Source organism: Martelella sp. FOR1707 (assembly GCF_053484265.1).
The window spans coordinates 338,573-357,026 of the sequence record NZ_JBAKFP010000003.1; the positions used below are offsets into that span (position 1 = coordinate 338,573).

The 18,454-nt window shown below is 62.0% G+C and carries 17 protein-coding genes; 9 read left to right on the forward strand and 8 right to left on the reverse strand.

Features of this window, described 5'->3' with window-relative positions:
* From V6765_RS09500 to carB, 4 genes are all read right to left on the reverse strand, one after another.
* Complete coding sequence (locus tag V6765_RS09500) at window positions 1-465, reverse strand: SRPBCC family protein (RefSeq protein WP_448428091.1); 465 nt, start codon at window positions 463-465, stop codon at window positions 1-3.
* Window positions 462-917, reverse strand: coding sequence for an SRPBCC domain-containing protein (locus tag V6765_RS09505; RefSeq protein WP_448428093.1), 456 nt, complete (start codon window positions 915-917; stop codon window positions 462-464). The genes V6765_RS09500 and V6765_RS09505 overlap by 4 nt, the downstream gene beginning before the upstream one ends.
* Window positions 914-1,246 (reverse strand): ArsR/SmtB family transcription factor, encoded by a 333-nt coding sequence (locus V6765_RS09510; protein ID WP_448428095.1) that lies wholly within the window; start codon window positions 1,244-1,246, stop codon window positions 914-916. Before V6765_RS09510 ends, V6765_RS09505 begins: the two co-directional genes overlap by 4 nt.
* Before the next feature lie 127 nt (window positions 1,247-1,373).
* Entirely contained in the window at window positions 1,374-4,856 is a 3,483-nt protein-coding gene (carB, locus tag V6765_RS09515) for a carbamoyl-phosphate synthase large subunit (protein WP_448428098.1), read from the reverse strand.
* 243 nt (window positions 4,857-5,099) lie between these two features.
* Between carB and V6765_RS09520 the strand changes: the two genes are divergently transcribed.
* Window positions 5,100-5,267 carry a hypothetical protein gene (locus V6765_RS09520; RefSeq protein WP_448428100.1) on the forward strand — a complete coding sequence of 56 codons (168 nt, stop codon included), beginning with the start codon at window positions 5,100-5,102 and terminating at the stop codon, window positions 5,265-5,267.
* 34 nt (window positions 5,268-5,301) lie between these two features.
* Here the strand turns inward: V6765_RS09520 and V6765_RS09525 are convergent, their stop codons facing one another.
* On the reverse strand, window positions 5,302-6,126 hold the full coding sequence (locus V6765_RS09525) for an isocitrate lyase/PEP mutase family protein (protein WP_448428102.1): 825 nt from the start codon (window positions 6,124-6,126) through the stop codon (window positions 5,302-5,304).
* Window positions 6,127-6,269: 143 nt separating this feature from the next.
* Here V6765_RS09525 and V6765_RS09530 point away from each other — a divergent pair, with 143 nt between their 5' ends.
* The 3 genes from V6765_RS09530 (at window position 6,270) to V6765_RS09540 (ending at window position 9,681) form a co-directional block, all read left to right on the forward strand.
* A complete protein-coding gene (locus tag V6765_RS09530; RefSeq protein ID WP_448428104.1) occupies window positions 6,270-7,298 on the forward strand; it encodes a sodium:calcium antiporter in 1,029 nt (342 codons plus the stop codon).
* 78 nt (window positions 7,299-7,376) lie between these two features.
* Entirely contained in the window at window positions 7,377-8,054 is a 678-nt protein-coding gene (locus V6765_RS09535; RefSeq protein WP_448428106.1) for a glutathione S-transferase, read from the forward strand.
* 238 nt (window positions 8,055-8,292) lie between these two features.
* Window positions 8,293-9,681, forward strand: coding sequence for an MATE family efflux transporter (locus tag V6765_RS09540; RefSeq protein ID WP_448428108.1), 1,389 nt, complete (start codon window positions 8,293-8,295; stop codon window positions 9,679-9,681).
* Window positions 9,682-9,734: 53 nt separating this feature from the next.
* Here V6765_RS09540 and fumC read toward each other — a convergent pair whose 3' ends face one another.
* On the reverse strand, window positions 9,735-11,126 hold the full coding sequence (gene fumC / locus V6765_RS09545; protein WP_448428110.1) for a class II fumarate hydratase: 1,392 nt from the start codon (window positions 11,124-11,126) through the stop codon (window positions 9,735-9,737).
* Between the two features lie 532 nt (window positions 11,127-11,658).
* Between fumC and V6765_RS09550 the strand changes: the two genes are divergently transcribed.
* Window positions 11,659-13,557 (forward strand): L,D-transpeptidase family protein, encoded by a 1,899-nt coding sequence (locus V6765_RS09550; protein WP_448428112.1) that lies wholly within the window; start codon window positions 11,659-11,661, stop codon window positions 13,555-13,557.
* A gap of 75 nt (window positions 13,558-13,632) precedes the next feature.
* Here V6765_RS09550 and V6765_RS09555 read toward each other — a convergent pair whose 3' ends face one another.
* The gene (locus tag V6765_RS09555) at window positions 13,633-14,310 is read right to left on the reverse strand and encodes an HAD family hydrolase (RefSeq protein ID WP_448428114.1); all 678 of its coding nucleotides are present in this window, start codon (window positions 14,308-14,310) and stop codon (window positions 13,633-13,635) included.
* Between the two features lie 176 nt (window positions 14,311-14,486).
* Between V6765_RS09555 and rpiA the strand changes: the two genes are divergently transcribed.
* The 3 genes from rpiA (at window position 14,487) to gor (ending at window position 17,267) form a co-directional block, all read left to right on the forward strand.
* Window positions 14,487-15,185 carry a ribose-5-phosphate isomerase RpiA gene (gene rpiA, locus V6765_RS09560; RefSeq protein WP_448428116.1) on the forward strand — a complete coding sequence of 233 codons (699 nt, stop codon included), beginning with the start codon at window positions 14,487-14,489 and terminating at the stop codon, window positions 15,183-15,185.
* A gap of 13 nt (window positions 15,186-15,198) precedes the next feature.
* Window positions 15,199-15,756 carry a DUF2059 domain-containing protein gene (locus V6765_RS09565; protein ID WP_448428118.1) on the forward strand — a complete coding sequence of 186 codons (558 nt, stop codon included), beginning with the start codon at window positions 15,199-15,201 and terminating at the stop codon, window positions 15,754-15,756.
* A gap of 122 nt (window positions 15,757-15,878) precedes the next feature.
* Window positions 15,879-17,267, forward strand: a complete 1,389-nt coding sequence (gene gor, locus V6765_RS09570) for a glutathione-disulfide reductase (protein ID WP_448428120.1) — start codon at window positions 15,879-15,881, stop codon at window positions 17,265-17,267.
* Here gor and V6765_RS09575 read toward each other — a convergent pair.
* Window positions 17,264-17,404 (reverse strand): hypothetical protein, encoded by a 141-nt coding sequence (locus tag V6765_RS09575; protein WP_448428122.1) that lies wholly within the window; start codon window positions 17,402-17,404, stop codon window positions 17,264-17,266. The genes gor and V6765_RS09575 overlap by 4 nt on opposite strands.
* A gap of 148 nt (window positions 17,405-17,552) precedes the next feature.
* Between V6765_RS09575 and V6765_RS09580 the strand changes: the two genes are divergently transcribed.
* A complete protein-coding gene (locus tag V6765_RS09580) occupies window positions 17,553-18,434 on the forward strand; it encodes a LysR family transcriptional regulator (RefSeq protein ID WP_448428124.1) in 882 nt (293 codons plus the stop codon).
* The last annotated feature ends 20 nt before the right edge of the window (window positions 18,435-18,454 follow it).

Consider the following 18,454-nt stretch of genomic DNA (forward strand, 5'->3'; position numbering starts at 1 on the left):
TTAGCCGTGCAGGCGGCTGGCATAGGCATCGAGCTTTGCCAGCGTCTGCCGGCCACCTTCGACGGCGCCGAACTCGACGGTCGCATCGCGAGCTTCAGCAGTCTCGAAGATCAGGGTCAGCGAAACGCGGGTCTTTCCGCCTTCATCCTCGAGCAGGATCAGGCCGCGGAAATGGGCGGGCTCGCCGAGTTCGCCGCCATGGTCGTAGGCAATGCGGGCCGGAGGGCTGATCTCCGTATAGCGGATCCAGTTGGGCCAGTCCTTGCCGTCGGGGCCGTGCATCGTGTAGTGCCACAGCCCGCCGACGGAAAAGTCCATCGCGTGGGTCTCGTTGACGAACCCTTCCGGCCCCCACCACTGGTCCAGGTGCTTCTCATCGGACAGCGCCTTGAACACCAGTTCGCGCGGGGCGTCCATGACGCGCTCCAGACGGATGATTTTTGCGGGATCAAGTTCAGCGGTCATTGGTCTTCTCCTTGCAGAAACTGTGCGAGGCGGTCGAGATTCTGGTCGTTGGCCGCCTTGAGGAAGTGCGCCATGGCCTGGTTTTCCTCGGTCGGCTCGAATTCCATTCTCCAGACAAGGCGGCTTCCGTCGGCGTGATCCTCGAACCGCATTTCGAGGATAAAATCATGCATCGGCAGGTAATGGCGGGCACGGACCAAGCGCCCGTCCTCGATCGCCAGAAAGCTCCAGTGGTTGTCGAATTCATCGCCGTTCGAGGCGGTCATGACGATCCGCCAGCGGCCGCCGGGGCGAAAATCGAACGCCGTGATGCGGTTTTCGAACCCGTGCGGCCCCCACCATCGGGCAAGCTTTGCCGGATCGGCTACCGCTGAAAACAGCGTATCGCGGTCCTGGGGAAAGCGTCTTTCGTTGTGGATTTCGAGGCTTGCGTTGGGCATTTCCTCGCTCATGGCGTTTCCTCCTTCTGAATTTTCGCAAGATGGGCTTCCAGCCGGTCGAGCCGCTGTTCCCACAGCGTCCGGTAGTCCGAAAGCCAGCCATCGACCGCCTTCAACGTCTCGGGCTCTATCCGGCAGGGCCGCGTCTGCGCCTCCCGGCCGCGGGAGATCAGCCCGGCGCGCTCCAGCACCTTCAGATGCTTGGAAACCGCCGGCAGCGACATGTTGAATGGCTCGGCCAGTTCATTCACCGTCGCTTCGCCCTTGGACAGCCGGGCGAGGATCGCGCGGCGGGTGGGATCGGCGAGGGCGGAGAGCGTCTGGCTCAGCGGATCGGACATTCTGTATTTATCCAATCGGTTAATTAATCTAATGGATAAATAAAGAAGGTAAGCCTTTGCGTCAAGCCCAAAGAAAAGGGCAGGCGCCGGGCCTGCCCTTCATAGGCGTCTAAGACTGATGCGAGGCTCAGGCGTAGCTTTGCAACGGGCGCACTTCGAGCTGGCCCTGTTTCAGCGCCTTGATCGCTTGGGCGGCGGCCATGGCACCGGCCATGGTGGTGTAATAGGGCACCTTCTGGGTGAGCGCGGCGCGGCGCAGCGACTTCGAATCCGAGATCGTCTTGTCGTTGCTGGTGGTGTTGAACACCAGCTGGACCTGACGGTTGCGGATCGCATCCTCGATATGCGGCCGGCCCTCGCGCACCTTGTTGATCTTGGTGGCGGAAATGCCGTTCTCCTCCAGGAAATCACGGGTGCCGCCGGTCGCCATCACGGTGAAGCCCTGCTCCACCAGAAGCCGGACGGCGGGCAGAACCCGCTCCTTGTCTTCCGCGCGCACCGACACGAAGACGCAGCCATCGCGCGGCAGGTCGACGCTGGCGCCGAGCTGCGACTTGGCGAAGGCGATCGCGAAATCCTTGTCGAGGCCGATGACCTCGCCGGTCGAGCGCATTTCCGGGCCGAGCAGGGTGTCGACGCCCGGGAATTTGGCGAAGGGGAAGACCGCTTCCTTGACCGCGATATGGTTCAGCTTGCGCGGGTTCGGCCGCTCGCCATAGGAGTCGATCACATCGAAAAGCTTCTCGCCGGCCATCACGCGGGCGGCGATCTTGGCGATCGGCGCGCCGATGGTCTTCGCCACGAAGGGCACGGTGCGCGAGGCGCGCGGGTTCACCTCGAGGATATAGACCGTGCCGTCCTTGATGGCGAACTGCACGTTCATCAGGCCCTTGACGTTGAGCGCCAAGGCGAGGGCGCGGGACTGCTCTTCGAGCTCGTCCAGCACCTCGGGCGAAAGCGAATGCGGCGGCAGCGAGCAGGCGCTGTCGCCCGAGTGGATGCCGGCCTCTTCGATATGCTCCATGATGCCGGCGATGAACACGTCATTGCCGTCGCAGAGGCAATCGACGTCGACCTCGGTGGCGTTCGTCAGATAGCTGTCGAACAGCAGCGGGTTCTTGCCGAGCATGGTGTTGATCTGCCCGGTCTTGTCGTTCGGGTAGCGCTGCTTGATGTCTTCGGTGACGAGTTCCGGCACGACTTCCAGCAGGTAATGCGAAAGCCCGGCCTCGTTGTGGACGATCTCCATGGCGCGGCCGCCGAGAACATAAGACGGACGCACCACCAGCGGGTAGCCGATCTCGGCTGCCACCAGGCGGGCCTGCTCGACCGAATACGCGATGCCGTTGTTCGGCTGGTTGAGATCGAGCTTGATCAGCAGTTTCTGGAACCGGTCACGGTCCTCGGCAAGGTCGATCATGTCCGGCGCGGTGCCGAGGATTGGGATGCCGTTCTTTTCCAGCGCTTCGGCGAGCTTCAACGGCGTCTGGCCGCCGAACTGGACGATGACGCCGGCAAGCGTGCCCTTTTCCTGTTCCGCGCGCATGATTTCGATGACGTCTTCCGCCGTCAGCGGCTCGAAATAGAGCCGGTCGGAGGTGTCGTAGTCGGTCGAAACCGTTTCCGGGTTGCAGTTGACCATGATCGACTCGTAACCCGCTTCCTTCAGCGCGAAGGCGGCATGGCAGCAGCAATAGTCGAACTCGATGCCCTGACCGATACGGTTCGGACCGCCGCCGAGGATAACGACCTTCTTGGCATCCGAAATGCCGGCCTCTGAGCGCGTGGCCCCATCGAAGGGCGTTTCGTAGGTCGAATACATGTAGGCGGTCGGCGAGGCGAACTCGGCGGCGCAGGTGTCGATGCGCTTGTAGACCGGGCGCACGCCGAGCTTGTTGCGAAGCTGGGCGACTTCCTTCGGGCGGCCGTGGGTGAGGCTTGCCAGACGCTGGTCGGAAAAGCCCATGGCCTTCAGCATGCGCAGGTTTTCGGCATCCTGCGGCAGGCCGTGCTCGCGCACGCGCTCTTCCATGTCGACGATCGCGCGCAGCTGATCGAGGAACCACGGGTCGATCTTCGAATGCTCGTGGATCTCGCTCTGGCTGACGCCGAGACGCATCGCCTGGGCGACCATGCGCAGGCGGTCCGGCGTGCCGGTGCCGATCGCGGCGCGGATGGCGTTGCTCGGCTCGCCGTTCTCGATGCCGGGAATTTCGATCTCGTCGAGGCCGGTCAGGCCGCGTTCCAGACCGCGCAGCGCCTTCTGCAGCGATTCCGGGAATGTGCGGCCGATGGCCATGACCTCGCCAACGGACTTCATCGCCGTAGTCAGCGTGTTTTCCGCGCCGGGGAACTTTTCGAAGGCAAAGCGCGGGATCTTGGTCACGACATAATCGATCGAGGGTTCGAACGAGGCCGGCGTCGCGCCGCCGGTGATGTCGTTTTCGAGCTCGTCCAGCGTGTAACCGATGGCAAGCTTGGCGGCGACCTTGGCGATCGGGAAGCCGGTCGCCTTCGATGCCAGCGCCGAGGAGCGCGAAACGCGCGGGTTCATCTCGATGACGACAAGGCGGCCATCGGCCGGATTGACGGCGAACTGCACGTTCGAGCCGCCGGTCTCAACGCCGATCTCGCGCAGAACCGCCAGCGAGGCGTTGCGCATGATCTGGTATTCCTTGTCGGTCAGCGTGAGCGCCGGGGCGACGGTGATCGAATCGCCGGTGTGCACGCCCATCGGATCGACGTTCTCGATCGAGCAAATGATGATGCAGTTATCCGCCTTGTCGCGGACCACTTCCATCTCGTATTCCTTCCAGCCGAGCACGGATTCCTCGATCAGCACTTCGGTAGTCGGCGAGGCATCGAGACCGCGTTCGACGATCTCGAAGAATTCGGAGCGGTTATAGGCAATGCCGCCGCCGGTGCCGCCAAGCGTGAAGGACGGGCGGATGATTGCCGGCAGGCCGATCGTGTCGAGCGCCTGGGCTGCGATCGCCATCGCGTGCGCCATGTAGCGCTGCTTGCGGTCGGTATTGCCGAGGTTCCACTGGTTTTCGAGCTCGTCGAGCGCGGCATCCAGCGCATCGCCGGAAAGCGTCTTCTTCAGCTCGGCGCGCTTGGCTTCATGCTCCTGGCGATGCTGGTCCTTGATCTCGGTGGCGTTCGCCAGCATGGATTTCGGGGTTTCGAGACCGATCTTCGCCATCGCCTCGCGAAACAGCGCGCGATCCTCGGCCTTGTCGATCGCGTCCGGCTTGGCGCCGATCATCTCGACATTGTAACGCTCCAGCACGCCCATGCGGCGCAGCGACAACGCGGTGTTGAGCGCGGTCTGGCCGCCCATGGTCGGCAGCAGCGCGTCGGGACGTTCCTTGGCGATGATCTTGGCGACGACTTCCGGGGTGATCGGCTCGACATAGGTGGCGTCGGCCAGTTCCGGGTCGGTCATGATCGTGGCCGGGTTGGAGTTCACCAGAATGACCCGGTAACCCTCTTCCTTCAGTGCCTTGCAGGCCTGCGCGCCGGAATAGTCGAACTCGCAGGCCTGGCCGATGACGATCGGCCCCGCGCCGATGATGAGGATGGATTTGAGGTCTTGGCGCTTGGGCATGGGCGGTATCCGTCGTTTCTTTTTATCATCCCTGCATCAAAAACCGGCGCGGTTGACCGGGCCGGGTACGGGACGTGAAATCATGTAGGCTAGGTGGGCCTTATAGGGAAATTGCCATGGCAACGGAACCCCGAAAATGCACCGCGTGAACCGCAATCAACCAAGTTTTTCGCGCTTCGATGCACTTAAGTGTGAACTTTTCGTTTACATGCTGCGTTATTACTCCAAACCGGAGACAAAACCATGTTTGAATATCTGCCTCTTATCGCATTCCAGATCGTGTTCGCGGCTGCAGGACTTGCTATTCTTTACCGGATCGTCGGCGGCAGGATTTTCGGCGCGGATGATGCCCAGCGCAAGGCAGGCCATGGCGAGATTTTTCGCAGGGCCAGCAAGACGTCGCATGCCTGAGCGCGAACCTCTCACCCGGTGACGCCCGCCGGCGTCACCGCCCTTGCGGGGCGGTCAGCCTTTCCGCCTCGCTGCCTTCTATCCTTTCGTAATTGAACGTCCCCTCATTCAAAACCTCTTCTGCCGCCTGTTTGAGGCCGGCGAGCGCGGCCCGGGCAAACGAGCCGCCGACGCTGATGCGCCTGACGCCGACGCGTTCCAGTGCGGACACGGAATAGTTCTCGCCCTGAAGCCCCATCACCACGTTGACCGGCTTGTCGAGGGCGCGGCAGACCGTGGCGATCGCCTCGATATCCGGCAATCCGGGCGCATAAAGTACATCCGCGCCGGACTCGGAAAAGGCCTGGAGCCTGCGGATCGTGTCGGCGAGATCGGGACGGCCCCAGAGGAAATTCTCCGAACGCGCGGTCAGCACAAACGGCTTTCCAGCCTTCGCTTCGACGGCCCCGCGCACGCGCTCGACAGCGGCGTCGAAATCATAGATCGGATCGTCGGGCCGGCCCGTGGCATCCTCGATCGAGCCGCCGACAAGGCCGGCCTCGATGGCGAGCCGGATCGTCAGCGCGCAGTCCTCGGGCAAATCCCCGAAGCCGTTTTCAAGGTCGGCGGAAACCGGCAGGTCGGTGGCCTCCACGATGGCCTTGGCGTTCGCAAGAATGTCGTCGCGCGACAGGTCCGCAGCCGAATCGCGGCGGCCGAGCGAAAAGGCAAGTCCCGCGCTGGTGGTCGCAAGCCCCTCGAAGCCGAGCTGTGCCAGCAGGCGCGCCGATCCGGCATCCCATGGATTGGGCATGACAAAGGCACGTTCGCGTGCATGCAGCGTCATGAACCGGTGATATTTTTCTTCCTGCGTCGCCATAAGCCGCCTCCTCCAGTCATGCTCGTTAGGAACGTATAGGGAACATCTTCAACTGTAAAGAGATCAGACCGGGTTCGCTCGCTGCCAGCACGGGTTGAACAAAGGGGAGGGTGGCGCGTTAGCTTTTCAAACCGGAGACTTTTATGAATTTTGAAAACCTGACTTTGATCTGGCTGATCGTTCTCTTTGTAATGGCCGGCGCGGTCATTCTTGGCTGCGGCGTCAGGATCACCGACGTGGCCGACAGGATTGCCGACCGCACCGGGCTTGGCGAGGCGCTGATCGGCGGGCTGCTGCTGGGCGCGGCGACGTCGCTCTCGGGCACGGTCGTGTCGGTGACCTCGGCGCTCGATGGTCGGGCGTCGCTCAGCTTTTCAAACGCAGTCGGCGGCATTGCCGCGCAGACGGCGTTTCTGGCGCTTGCGGACATGATCTACCGACGCGTGAACCTCGAGCATGCGGCGGCCGATCTTTCCAACCTGTTTCAGGGCGCGCTGCTCGTGCTGCTGCTCAGCATGCCGCTTCTTGCCTATGCCACTCCGGAAATCACGCTGTTTGCCGTCAGCCCGGTCTCGCTTGCCCTGTTCGGCGTCTATATCGCCGGCGTCGTCGCATCCAAGCGCGTTCGCGACGAGCCGATGTGGAAGCCGGTCGGCACGCATGAAACGCGCACGGATCAGCCCGAGGAAGAAGAAAGCGATGCCCGCGGCAATGTCGGCATTTTCGCGGTGTTCATCGGGCTGATGCTGCTGATGGGCATTGCCGGCTATGTGATTTCCCAGCTCGCGGGCGTGATCACCGACCGCTACGGATTGTCCGCCTCGCTTGTCGGCGCCCTGATGACGGCGGTGGTGACATCGCTGCCGGAACTGGTGACGACGCTTGCGGCCGTCAGGCGCGGCGCGCTGCAGCTTGCCGTCGGGGGCATTATCGGCGGCAACACGTTTGATACCCTGTTCCTGACGCTTTCGGACCTCGCCTATCGCGACGGCTCGCTCTATCACGCGATCGGAAAGGATGATCTGATCTGGCTTGCCGTTGGCCTGTCGGCAACGGCGATCCTGCTGCTCGGCCTTATCGTGCGCCAGAAGGCCGGCCCCGGCCGTATCGGATTCGAGAGCGCGGGCATCCTCTTTCTTTATTTCGGCGCAATCGCGATCACGGCAATCTGACCGGGCTTGTCAACACGTATAAAGGAGTGCATATCTAAATCGAACCGTTCGGTTCGATCAACATTCGAAGGTGGTTTCATGCTCGTTCATTATCTGGAAGACTCCCGCGCCCATCGCATTCTCTGGCTTCTTGAGGAGCTCGGGGTCGACTATGAGATCAAGCGCTACAAGCGGGCCGAGGATATGAGCGCGCCGCGTGAACTGAAGCAGATCCACCCGCTCGGCAAGTCGCCCATTATAGAAGACGACGGCCGGGTCATCGCCGAAAGCGGCGCGATCGTCGAATATCTGATCGACCGCTACGGCGAAGGCAAGGGCCTCAGGCCGGAGCCGGGCACGGATGAGGCGCTGCGCTATCGCTACTGGCTGCATTATTCGGAAGGCTCGGCCATGCCGCTTCTGGTGATGAAGCTGGTGTTCCAGAAGATCCCTGAGCAGGGGCCCCGCCTGCTGAAGCCGCTGATGAACATGATTTCCAAGGCGGTGACAACGAAACTCACAGACCCGCAACTGAAGACCCACGGTGCCTTCTGGGACGAGGAGCTGCAGCGCGACGGCTGGTTTGCCGGCGCCAGTTTCACCGCCGCCGATATCATGATGAGCTTCCCGGTCGAAGTCGGCATGGATCGGATCCCGTTCGAGGAGCGCCCGCAGGCCGTGCTGGATTATCTGGTGAAGATCCACGCCCGCCCGGCCTATCGTCACGCGCTGCAACGCGGCGGCGCCTATCGCTATGGCGGCAACCCGATCTCGTAATCGGATTGGCTCGCCGACAAACCTCCGCTTTTTACGGTCGTAATCCTCGGAAGGGGCCCGTGCATGATGCGGGAGGGCGGGGCAGCACTAACACCAATCTGACACGATCTCTTGATCGGACTCCGCCATCATGGTCTGCCCATAAGGGTGGCAATTGCCGAAAAAAGAAGCTAAGGAATTTTCGCCGCCGGGGCCCCGATATTGCATGGCCCCGGCGCGTCAGCTTCTGGTGAATTTCATGTCTGTCACAATGCCTACTGCGCAAGCAGCCGGCCATTCGTGGTTCTCCCACCTCAAGGAAACCCTTACCCTCGGCATCCCCCTCATCGGTGCGCAACTGGCCCAGCAGGGCATCAATGCCACCGATATCTTCATTCTCGGGCAATTGAGCGCGCTGGATCTGGCGGCCGCGGTTCTTGCCACGCAGTATTATTTCACGATCTTCATCTTCGGCATGGGGCTTGCCATTGCGGTTATGCCCATGGTTGCGCAGGCCTATGGCCGGGGCGACGAGGTTGCCGTGCGCCGGTCCATGCGCATGGGCATGTGGGCTTCGATCATTTACGGCGCGCTGGCTCTGCCCTTGTTCTTCTGGTCCGAGCCGATCCTTCTGACGCTCGGTCAGGAACCGGATGTCGCGGCCAAGGCGGCGCAATATCTTCACGTCGTCGGCATTGCGCTGTTCCCGGCGCTTCTGTTCCAGGTCCTGCGTTCGCTGGTCAGCGCCACGGGGCGGGCGCGGGTGGTTCTGTGGGTTTCGCTGCTGACGCTGGTCGTTAACGCCGTGGTTGCCTACGCGCTGGTGCTGGGCGGTTTCGGGATGCCGCAAATCGGCATTCGCGGCGCGGCGATCGCGACATTCGTCGGTCAGGCCTTCGGCTTCTTCTATCTGGTTGCCTATATCGGCCGTGAGGCGATGCTGGCCCGCTATGAGCTTTTCGTCCGCTTCTGGAAGCCGGACTGGCAAGCGCTGAAAGAGGTGGTTCTGCTTGGCCTGCCAATCGGGATTTCCGTTCTGGCAGAGGTGTCGATGTTTACCGTGTCCTCGGTGCTGATGGGACAGATCGGGGCGATCCCGCTTGCCGCCCACGGCATCGTGCTGCAACTGGCCTCGATCGCCTTCATGGTTCCGCTCGGCCTTTCCCAGGCGGGGACGGTACGCGTCGGCATGTTCCACGGCGCCGGCGACAGGGCCAATGTCATCCGCGCTTCGATCACGGTGATGGCGATCGCGATCTGCTTTGCCGTCGTCAGCGGCCTGACCTTCGCGCTCGCGCCCGCGCCACTCGTCTCGCTGTTCATGGATACCGATTTGCCGAATGCGCCGGAGGTTCTTGCCTATGCTGTGCCGCTGGTGTTCGTCGCGGCGCTGTTTCAATTGCTCGACGGCGGGCAGGCGACGATCAACGGTCTGCTACGCGGCCTCAAGGATACGCGGGTGCCGATGTTTCTGGTGCTGATCGCTTACTGGGTCGTCGGCCTGCCGCTTGCATGGCTGCTGGCGTTTCCCTTCGGTCTCGAAGGCGTCGGCATCTGGGTCGGCTTCATGCTGGGGCTGGGGGCTGCGGCGGTGCTGCTGGCGCTGCGTTTCCGCCATCTGCTGCGCGCCGGAGCGGCGTCAGTGTAAAAAAGAGCGGCCGGGCAGGCCGGCCGCTCTTTTAATGTACGAAAACGATAATCTCACTTCGGCGAGATCATCAGCTCGGGGCGGACGATCTCGTCATATTCCTCGCCGGTCACAAGCCCGGTCGCCAGCGCTTCCTCGCGCAGCGTGGTGTTGTTCTTGTGAGCGGTCTTGGCGATCTTGGCGGCGTTGTCGTAACCGATCTTCGGGGCGAGCGCCGTCACCAGCATCAGCGAGCGCTCGACGCCGGCCTTGATGTTTTCCTCGCGCGCCTGGATGCCGACGACGCAATGGTCGGTGAAGGAGCGGGCGGCATCGCCCAGAAGCTGGACCGACTGCAGGAAATTATAGGCCATCATCGGGTTGTAGACGTTGAGTTCGAACTGTCCCTGGCTGCCGGCAAAGCCGATCGCGGCCTGATTGCCGGCGATATGGGCGCAGACCTGGGTCATTGCCTCGTTCTGGGTCGGGTTGACCTTGCCGGGCATGATCGAGGAACCGGGCTCGTTTTCCGGCAGCGACAATTCGCCGAGGCCCGAGCGCGGACCGGAGGCGAGGTAGCGGATATCGTTGGCGATCTTGAAGCAGGCCATGGCCGCCGCATTGATGGCGCCGTGCGAGAACACCATCGCGTCGTGGGCAGCGAGCACCTCGAACTTGTTCGGCGCGGTGACGAAGGGCAGGCCGGTGATGCCGGCGACTTCCTCGGCCACCTTCTCGGCAAAGCCGATCGGCGCGTTGAGGCCCGTGCCGACGGCGGTGCCGCCCTGGGCGAGCTGGTAAAGGCCCGGCAGCGTCAACTCGATACGCTCGATGGCGGAGGCGATCTGCGCGGTGTAGCCGGAGAACTCCTGGCCGAGCGTCAGCGGCGTCGCATCCTGGGTATGGGTGCGGCCGATCTTGATGATATCGGCGAATTCCTTCTCCTTGGCGGCGAGCGCATCGTGAAGATGCTTCAGGTTCGGCAGCAGGTGATGCACGATCTGCTCGGCGCAGGCGATGTGCATCGCCGTCGGATAGGTGTCGTTCGACGACTGGCTCATATTGCAGTGGTCGTTGGGGTGGACCGGCTTCTTGGAGCCCATCTCGCCGCCGAGAAGTTCGATTGCGCGGTTGGAGATCACCTCGTTGGCATTCATGTTCGACTGCGTGCCCGAACCCGTCTGCCAGACAACCAGCGGGAAGTGGTCGTTAAGCTTGCCGTCGATAACTTCCTGGGCGGCTTCGACGATGGCGTTGCCCATTTCGGCGGGCAGCCGGTCGAGCGCCATATTGGCCCTGGCGGCCGCCTGCTTGACGATGCCGAGCGCGCGGACCACCGAAAGCGGCTGCTTTTCCCAGCCGATCTTGAAATTGCCGAGCGAACGCTGGGCCTGTGCGCCCCAGTAGCGGTCGGCGGCGACTTCGATCGGGCCGAATGTGTCGGTTTCTGTGCGGGTTGCGGTCATGGTGTTTCTACTCCTGCCATTGCCCCGGTGGGCGATCGTCCTTGCGAAAATCGGGATATGCAATCGCGCGCGCCGAGCAGTTCTGTCAATAATCGGCGAAAACTTATTCGATTAGTATCGCCGATTGCCAACCAAAACTGAAAAAATGCAGGGTCGGCGCCGCGAACCCGGCCTGCGGCCGGACCAATGACGACGCCGTGTTCTCCGTCACGGAACCGGGGCGATATCTCTGCGTTGGAGTCTGTGACTTTATGGATGGCGCGCATGTTGCAACGCACACAGAAATCGTTCGCGTTTAAGCCCCTGTTAACAGGCGCTTGATAGGCTGATCCGGAACGGCAATCGATCGGCAAGCGGACCAAAGTGTTGTTTTTTCATGACACAACCAGAAGGTTTGCGCACAGATAGCGCAAATGTTATTGGCTCGCTAAAGAGCTTGCGGATAGGATGTCAATGAAATCGTTGACTTGCAAAATGGGGTAGAACATTGCGCAACAAACTCTCAGTTCGCGTTTCATCTGTGGCTCTGGCCGTGGCGGTTTCTGCCGCCTTCGTGCCGAGTGCGGCCAACGCCCTGACGCTGATGGACATCCTGCGCGGCCGACAGAAAGAATCGCAGCGCGCGCCGGTCGTAGAGCAGCAGCCTCAGGTGCAGCAGAAAAAGCAGGTTCAGCGCACCTACTCCGCCCCCAAGGTCGCCCCGCCGAAATATTACGCCTATCGCGCCGATCCTGTCCGCATGATCGATATCGGCGAAATTCGCGATCCGGTGGTCACCGGCTCGATCACCCCCGATGATGCCGATATGGAAGAGACGACGACGGAAGTCGCCGCGCTCGATCAGGGCTCGATGACCGACGCCGTCGAAACGGAAACCACGGTCGCGATCGCTGAAGATGATCCGCGCCAGTATCTCGCCGATGCCCAGGTCAAGGCCATTGATGATGTCGCTTCGGCGATCGAGGACTATTATTCCAATGGCGGCGAACTGATCTGGGTAGAGGACGGCAAGGTTTCGCAGAAGGCCCGCGCGGCCATGAGGACGCTCGGCAATGCCGACGTCTTCGGCCTCGAACCCGACAACTACCGGGTCCAACTGCCGGATCTGCTCGCAGCGGAGAACGAGGACGAGGAAAAGGCTGCCCTGATGCAGTTCGAACTCGCCCTTTCCGCCAAGGTGCTTGCCTACATGCAGGACGCCAAGCGCGGCCGCGTCGATCCGAACCGGATTTCCGAGTTCCACGACCTGAAGCGCACCCAGGTCGATCTCGGCGAGGCGATCGACAGCCTCCCCGGAACGGTTGATGTCGCCGAGTTCATCGAAAGCTACAATCCGCAGAACCAGTTTTTCCAGGACCTGAAGGCGGAGCTCGCCGAACTGCGCAACACCGAAAACGTGGTCGAGCCGATCGTTTTCACCGGCAGCGTGTTCATCCGTCCGGGCCAGACCAACCAGAATGTCCCGAGCGTGGTCAAGGCGATCGAACGCAAGGCTTCGCCCGAGTTCAAGGTGGACCACGCGGAAATCTTCGCGGCCTATGACGGCGTCAGCGAGGAATACACGCCCGAGCTGGTGACCCTGGTGAAGGAATTCCAGAAGTCGGCGGGCCTCTATGTCGACGGCGTTGTCGGCCCCAACACGGTGAGGGCCTTCGACGTCGAAACCAATGACGACCGCACCCAGAAGGTGCTCGATGCCATGGAGCGTCTGCGCTGGCTGCCGGATGATTTCGGTCCGCGCTATGTCTTCATCAATCAGCCGGCCTACCGCGTCTATTATCATGACGATAACGGCGAAAGCTTCGACATGGGCGTCGTGGTGGGCAACCCCACCAACCAGACCTATTTCTTCAAGGACGAGATCGAAACGGTCGAATTCAACCCGTATTGGGGCATTCCGCGCTCGATCGTCGTCAACGAATACCTGCCGAAGCTGCGCGCCAACCCCAGCTATTTCGATCAGATCGGTTACGAGGTCAGCTATAATGGCCGCCGGGTCTCGTCGTCTTCCGTCAACTGGGCGTCCGCCCCGATGGTCGATGTGCGTCAGCCGCCGGGCGAGCGCAACGCGCTTGGCCAGCTCAAGATCCTGTTCCCGAACGATCATGCGATCTACATGCATGATACGCCGCAGAAGAGCTATTTCGAGCGCGACATGCGGGCGTTGAGCCATGGCTGCGTGCGTCTCTCCGACCCCAACAAGATGGCCGCCGCCGTTCTCGGCGTGCCGGAGACGGATATTGACGACTATATCGCGACCGGAAAGAACACCCCGGTCGACGTTCCGGAGAAATTCCCGGTCTATGTCGCCTATTTCACCGCATGGCCGGATGATACCGGCAAGGTCCAGTATTACGACGATGTCTATGACCGCGACATGTATCTGAAGCGGGCCATGGAAGCCGAAAGCAAGGCCCGCCTCGGTAGCTGACCGCTGCCAGGGCCCTAAATCAAACAAGGCGCGTCCGTTTTGCGGGCGCGCCTTTTACGTTCCAGTGGGCTGCGGTTATCGCCGTGCGATCACCGCGAGCGCCAGTTCCGACGTCAGCGCCGCATAGTCGCTTATCATCCGGTCGGCGGCCATTTCGGCGACCGGGCGGTCGGCATAGCCGAAGGTGACGGCGATGGTTGCAACGCCGGCGCCCTTTGCCGAATCGATATCATTGGAACTGTCGCCGACCATGACCGCATTGGCGACGTCGCCCCCGGCGCGGGCGATGGTCTCCGTGATGTGACGGGGATCGGGCTTGCGGAAGGCGAAGGTGTCGCCGCCGGTGATCGCGGTGAAATAACCGGTGAGACCGAGTGCTTCGAGCAGCGGCATGGTGAACGATTCGCGCTTGTTGGTGCATACCGCAAGGTCAAAGCCCGTGGATTTCAGCCGGTCGAGCGCCGCGACGATGCCGGGGTAGGGGCGGCTTTCGCCGGGAATGCCGGCGCGATAGTGTTCGCTGAAGCGTTCGAAACAGGCATCGAACGTATCCTCGTCGAGCGATCGGTCGCGATGTTCGAAGGCCCTTTCGATCATCACTCTTACGCCGCGGCCGACCAGTATCTTCGTGTCCTCGATGCCGTAGGGGGCGAGCCCCGCAGGCGCGATGGCGTGGTTCAGGCTTGCGATCAGATCGGGCGCTGTATCGATCAGCGTGCCGTCGAGGTCGAATATGGCGAGCGGTGCGGGCATTGGGGGCGATCCTTCATTTTCCGGCAGACGACGCTCGCCGTCCGCTTCCCGGCCCGGTTCATAACCGCCGGCAGCAAGCATGCCAAGCATTTGCGCGGCCTCGGCGCAAAAGGTCTTTTGTTTGACGCGCGTGGCGTGTAAACACCTTACCGTTAGCCAAAAGGAGCATGTGACGCATGGATGCGCGTCAATTGAAGATAAAGGCTGCGGAAACCGCGCTTGAATATGTCGAGGACGGTATGCGGCTCGGCATCGGAACCGGCAGCACGGCGCGGGAATTCATCGCGCTCCTCGGCGAAAAGGTTGCCAACGGGTTCAACGTCATCGGAGTTCCGACCTCCGAGGCGACGGCGCGCCAGTGCTTGGAACTGGGCATCACGCTGAATTCGCTCGACGAAACGCCGGAGCTCGATCTCACGATCGACGGCGCCGACGAGATCGATCCGGCGCTCAATCTCATCAAGGGCGGCGGCGGCGCGCTGTTGCGCGAAAAGATCGTGGCCTCGTCCTCGAAAGCGATGATCGTGATTGCCGACGAGACCAAGGTCGTGGATTGCCTCGGCGCCTTTCCGCTGCCCATCGAGGTCATGCCGTTCGGGCTCGGCGCGACCCGCCTTGCCATCGAACGCGCCGCGTCGCGGCTCAATCTTTCTGGGTCGCTCGACCTTCGCCAATCGGGCGACGGGCCCTATATGACCGATGGCGGACACTATATTATCGATGCATCATTTGGCCGCATTCACGATGCACAGGCATTGTCAGACGCGCTCAACGCCATCGCCGGCGTTGTGGAGCACGGGCTGTTCATTGACATCGCGACACTCGCCATCGTTGCATCCGACGGCGGTGTACGTACACTCAAAGCAACTGAGTAGACAGGAGTCCTTTATGAAAATGAAATCCAGGTTCGGCCTTTCCGTGGCCATCGCCGCGACGATTATGGGACTTGGCGCCTTTTCGGTTGCTTCTGCGCAGGACATTTCGCCTGAGCATGAGGCCGCCGCCAAAGCCGCGCTCCAGGCCCTGGGCATCAACAACCAGTTCGACGAAATCCTGCCGAATCAGGCGGATCTCGTTCAGTCGCAGTTGACGCAGGTGTACCCGAACTATCACTCGCTGATCGACGAGGTCGTCACCGATACGGCGATCGCGCTGGCCCCGCGCCGCGCCGATCTCGAGAAGGAAGGCGCGCAGATCTACGCCAACATCTTCACCGCGGAAGAGCTCAACCAGCTTGCCGAATTCTACAACTCCGATGTCGGCAAGAAGTTCATCCAGTATGGCCCGATCGCCGCGCGCGAACTCGGCCAAGCCGGCGATATCTGGGCCCGCGGTATTGCCCGCGATCTCTCCCAGCAGGCCCAGGCAGAGCTGAACCGGCGCATCGAAGCCGATGGCGGCACGCCCGTCGAGGCGACCGAGGTTCCGGCACTGCCCGCGCAGTAAAAGGGCCATTCGCCCGTTGCATAACAGCCCGCCGACCCCGGCGGGCTTTATTTTTGGCGGAAAGTCGCCATATTCAGCCAAAATCGATTTTCCCGGAATACCCCACCGCAAGGAGCCCTCCCATGACGCGCTATGACTTCGACCTGTTTGTGATCGGCGGCGGCTCCGGCGGTGTGCGCGCTGCCCGCCTTGCAGCGGCGATGGGCAAGAGGGTGGCAATCGCCGAGGAATACCGGTTCGGCGGGACCTGCGTCATTCGCGGCTGCGTGCCGAAAAAGCTGTTCGTCTATGCCTCGCAATATCCCGAGCATTTCGAGGACGCGGCCGGCTATGGCTGGACCGTCGGTGAGCGCAGTTTCTCCTGGCCGGCGCTGATTGCCGCCAAGGACAGGGAAATTACCCGTCTCGAAGGGCTATACCGCAAGGGGCTGGAAACCAACGGTGCCGAGATTCTTGAGACGCGGGCGGAGATCGCCGGCGATCATCGCATCCGGCTCTTGTCCTCCGGGCAAGAAGTGACTGCGGAGAAGATCCTGGTCGCCGTCGGTGGCCACCCAAATCCGCATCCGGAAATGCCGGGTTCCGAACTCTGCATCTCCTCCAACGAGGCCTTCCATCTGGAGGAACTGCCGAAGTCGATCGCGATCACCGGCGGGGGCTATATCGCGGTTGAATTCGCCAATATCTTCGCCGGGCTCGGCGTCGAGACCACGCTGATCTATCGCGGCCCGGAAATCCTGCGCGGCTTCGATATGGACATGCGCGTCAATCTGCGCGAGGCGATGGAGAAGAAGGGCATCCAGGTCATCTGCCGCGACACGATTGTCGATGTCGCCCAGGCGGCCGATGGCCGGCTCAAGGCCCAGACCCATAACGGCCACGTCTTCAACGTCGACAAGGTGATGATGGCGCTCGGCCGGCAGCCGAACACCAAGGGGCTCGGCCTTGAATCCGTTGGCGTCGAACTGGACGCCAAGGGCGCGATCATGGTGGACGACTATTCGCGCACCAATGTCGACTATATCTGGGCGCTGGGCGATGTCACCGACCGCGTTCAACTCACCCCAGTCGCGATCCACGAGGCGATGTGCTTCATCGAGACGGAATACAAGGACAACCCGACCAAGCCGGATCACGACCTGATCGCAACGGCGGTGTTCTCGCAGCCGGAAATCGGCACGGTCGGCCTGCCGGAACATGTTGCGGCCGAACGCTACGAGGAACTCGAGGTCTACCTCGCCAAGTTCCGGCCGATGAAGGCGACGCTGTCGGGCCGCGACGAGCGCACCGTGATGAAGCTCATCGTCAACGCCGCCGACCGCAAGGTGGTCGGCGCCCATATCCTCGGCCATGAGGCCGGCGAAATGGCGCAGCTGATCGGTATCGCGCTGAAGGGCGGTTGCACCAAGGACGATTTCGACCGCACCATGGCCGTCCACCCGACGGCATCGGAGGAACTGGTGACTATGTACCAGCCGACCTACCGCTTGAAGAACGGCGAGCGGGTTTAGAACCGCCCTTTGAGCAGGCGGCTGATCAGGCGCGCCATCCATTGGTGGCCCCGCCATTCCTCGCCCTCCAATGGGTCGGCGAGCGGATGGCGGGGCCTCTTTCTCGGGTGTCTGACGACGGCAAACCAGTCGAGCATGGTTTTCTCCATTTCTGCTTGACTGGAAGCTAGGGGCGGCAGGAGGGCGGCTGTAGAGCCGCAGATGAAAGGCATGTTTCATCCGTGAACGGTTCGCGCTTGCGGGGCGGGGCGGTATAAGATGGCCGTTTGACAACGGAGACAGCCGATGGCCGAGGCGAGCTGGGACGATCTGCAGCTTTTCCATGTGGTGGCGGAGGCCGGCGGGCTGAGCGGCGCCGCCGCGCGCACCGGTATTTCCGCGCCGACAATCGGACGGCGCATGCTGACGCTGGAACGCACCCTCGGGCGTTCGCTGTTCCTGCGCTCGCAGCGCGGCTACGAGCTTGCCCATGATGGTCGAGAACTGCTGAAGCGGGTGCAGAGGATGCGCGAGGTCGCGCGTGATATCACCGACTGGCATTCAGAGGCTTTCGCCCTGCCTTTCGTCACCATCGCCACCGATTGCTGGCTCTCGCCGCTCATCGCCGACAATCTTGGCGAGTTACGGACGAGGGGCGACCAATTCCGCGTCTGTTGCAGTTCGGAAGGTGCGTCCGGCGATCTTACATTCCGGGCAGCCGATGTCGTCGTAGTGGCGAAACGACCGGAAAGTGGCAATGTTGCGGTTTTGCCGACGGTGGACATGGCTTATGCGGTTTATCGGCCAAAGGCTGCGGGAACGGAAGATCTTCCATGGATTTCGATAGGAACGGCGGCCGCAACCGAGCCGCGCGACCGCTACGTCTTCGAGAATTTTGAAGGCGCGATCATGACCTGGACCGAGGACCGGCATCTGTTGCCGCGTCTCGTCATGTCGGGCGCCGGCAAGGCGGTGCTGCCGGTCTGGGTCGGCGATAGTCTCCTGGAACTGGAGCGGGAAGGGGATGTGATTGAGCCTCTGACGCATCCGCTCTTTATCGTCGCCCATGATGACGACCGGCATCGCCGCGAGGTCCGTCTGGTCATTGAGCGGATGGCCAAGTTTTTGAAAGGCAACGCTGCTCGGCTTGTGGGCCGCACTGGGGATGATCGCGCGGGTATACAATAGAGCCAGAAGGGGCTATAAGC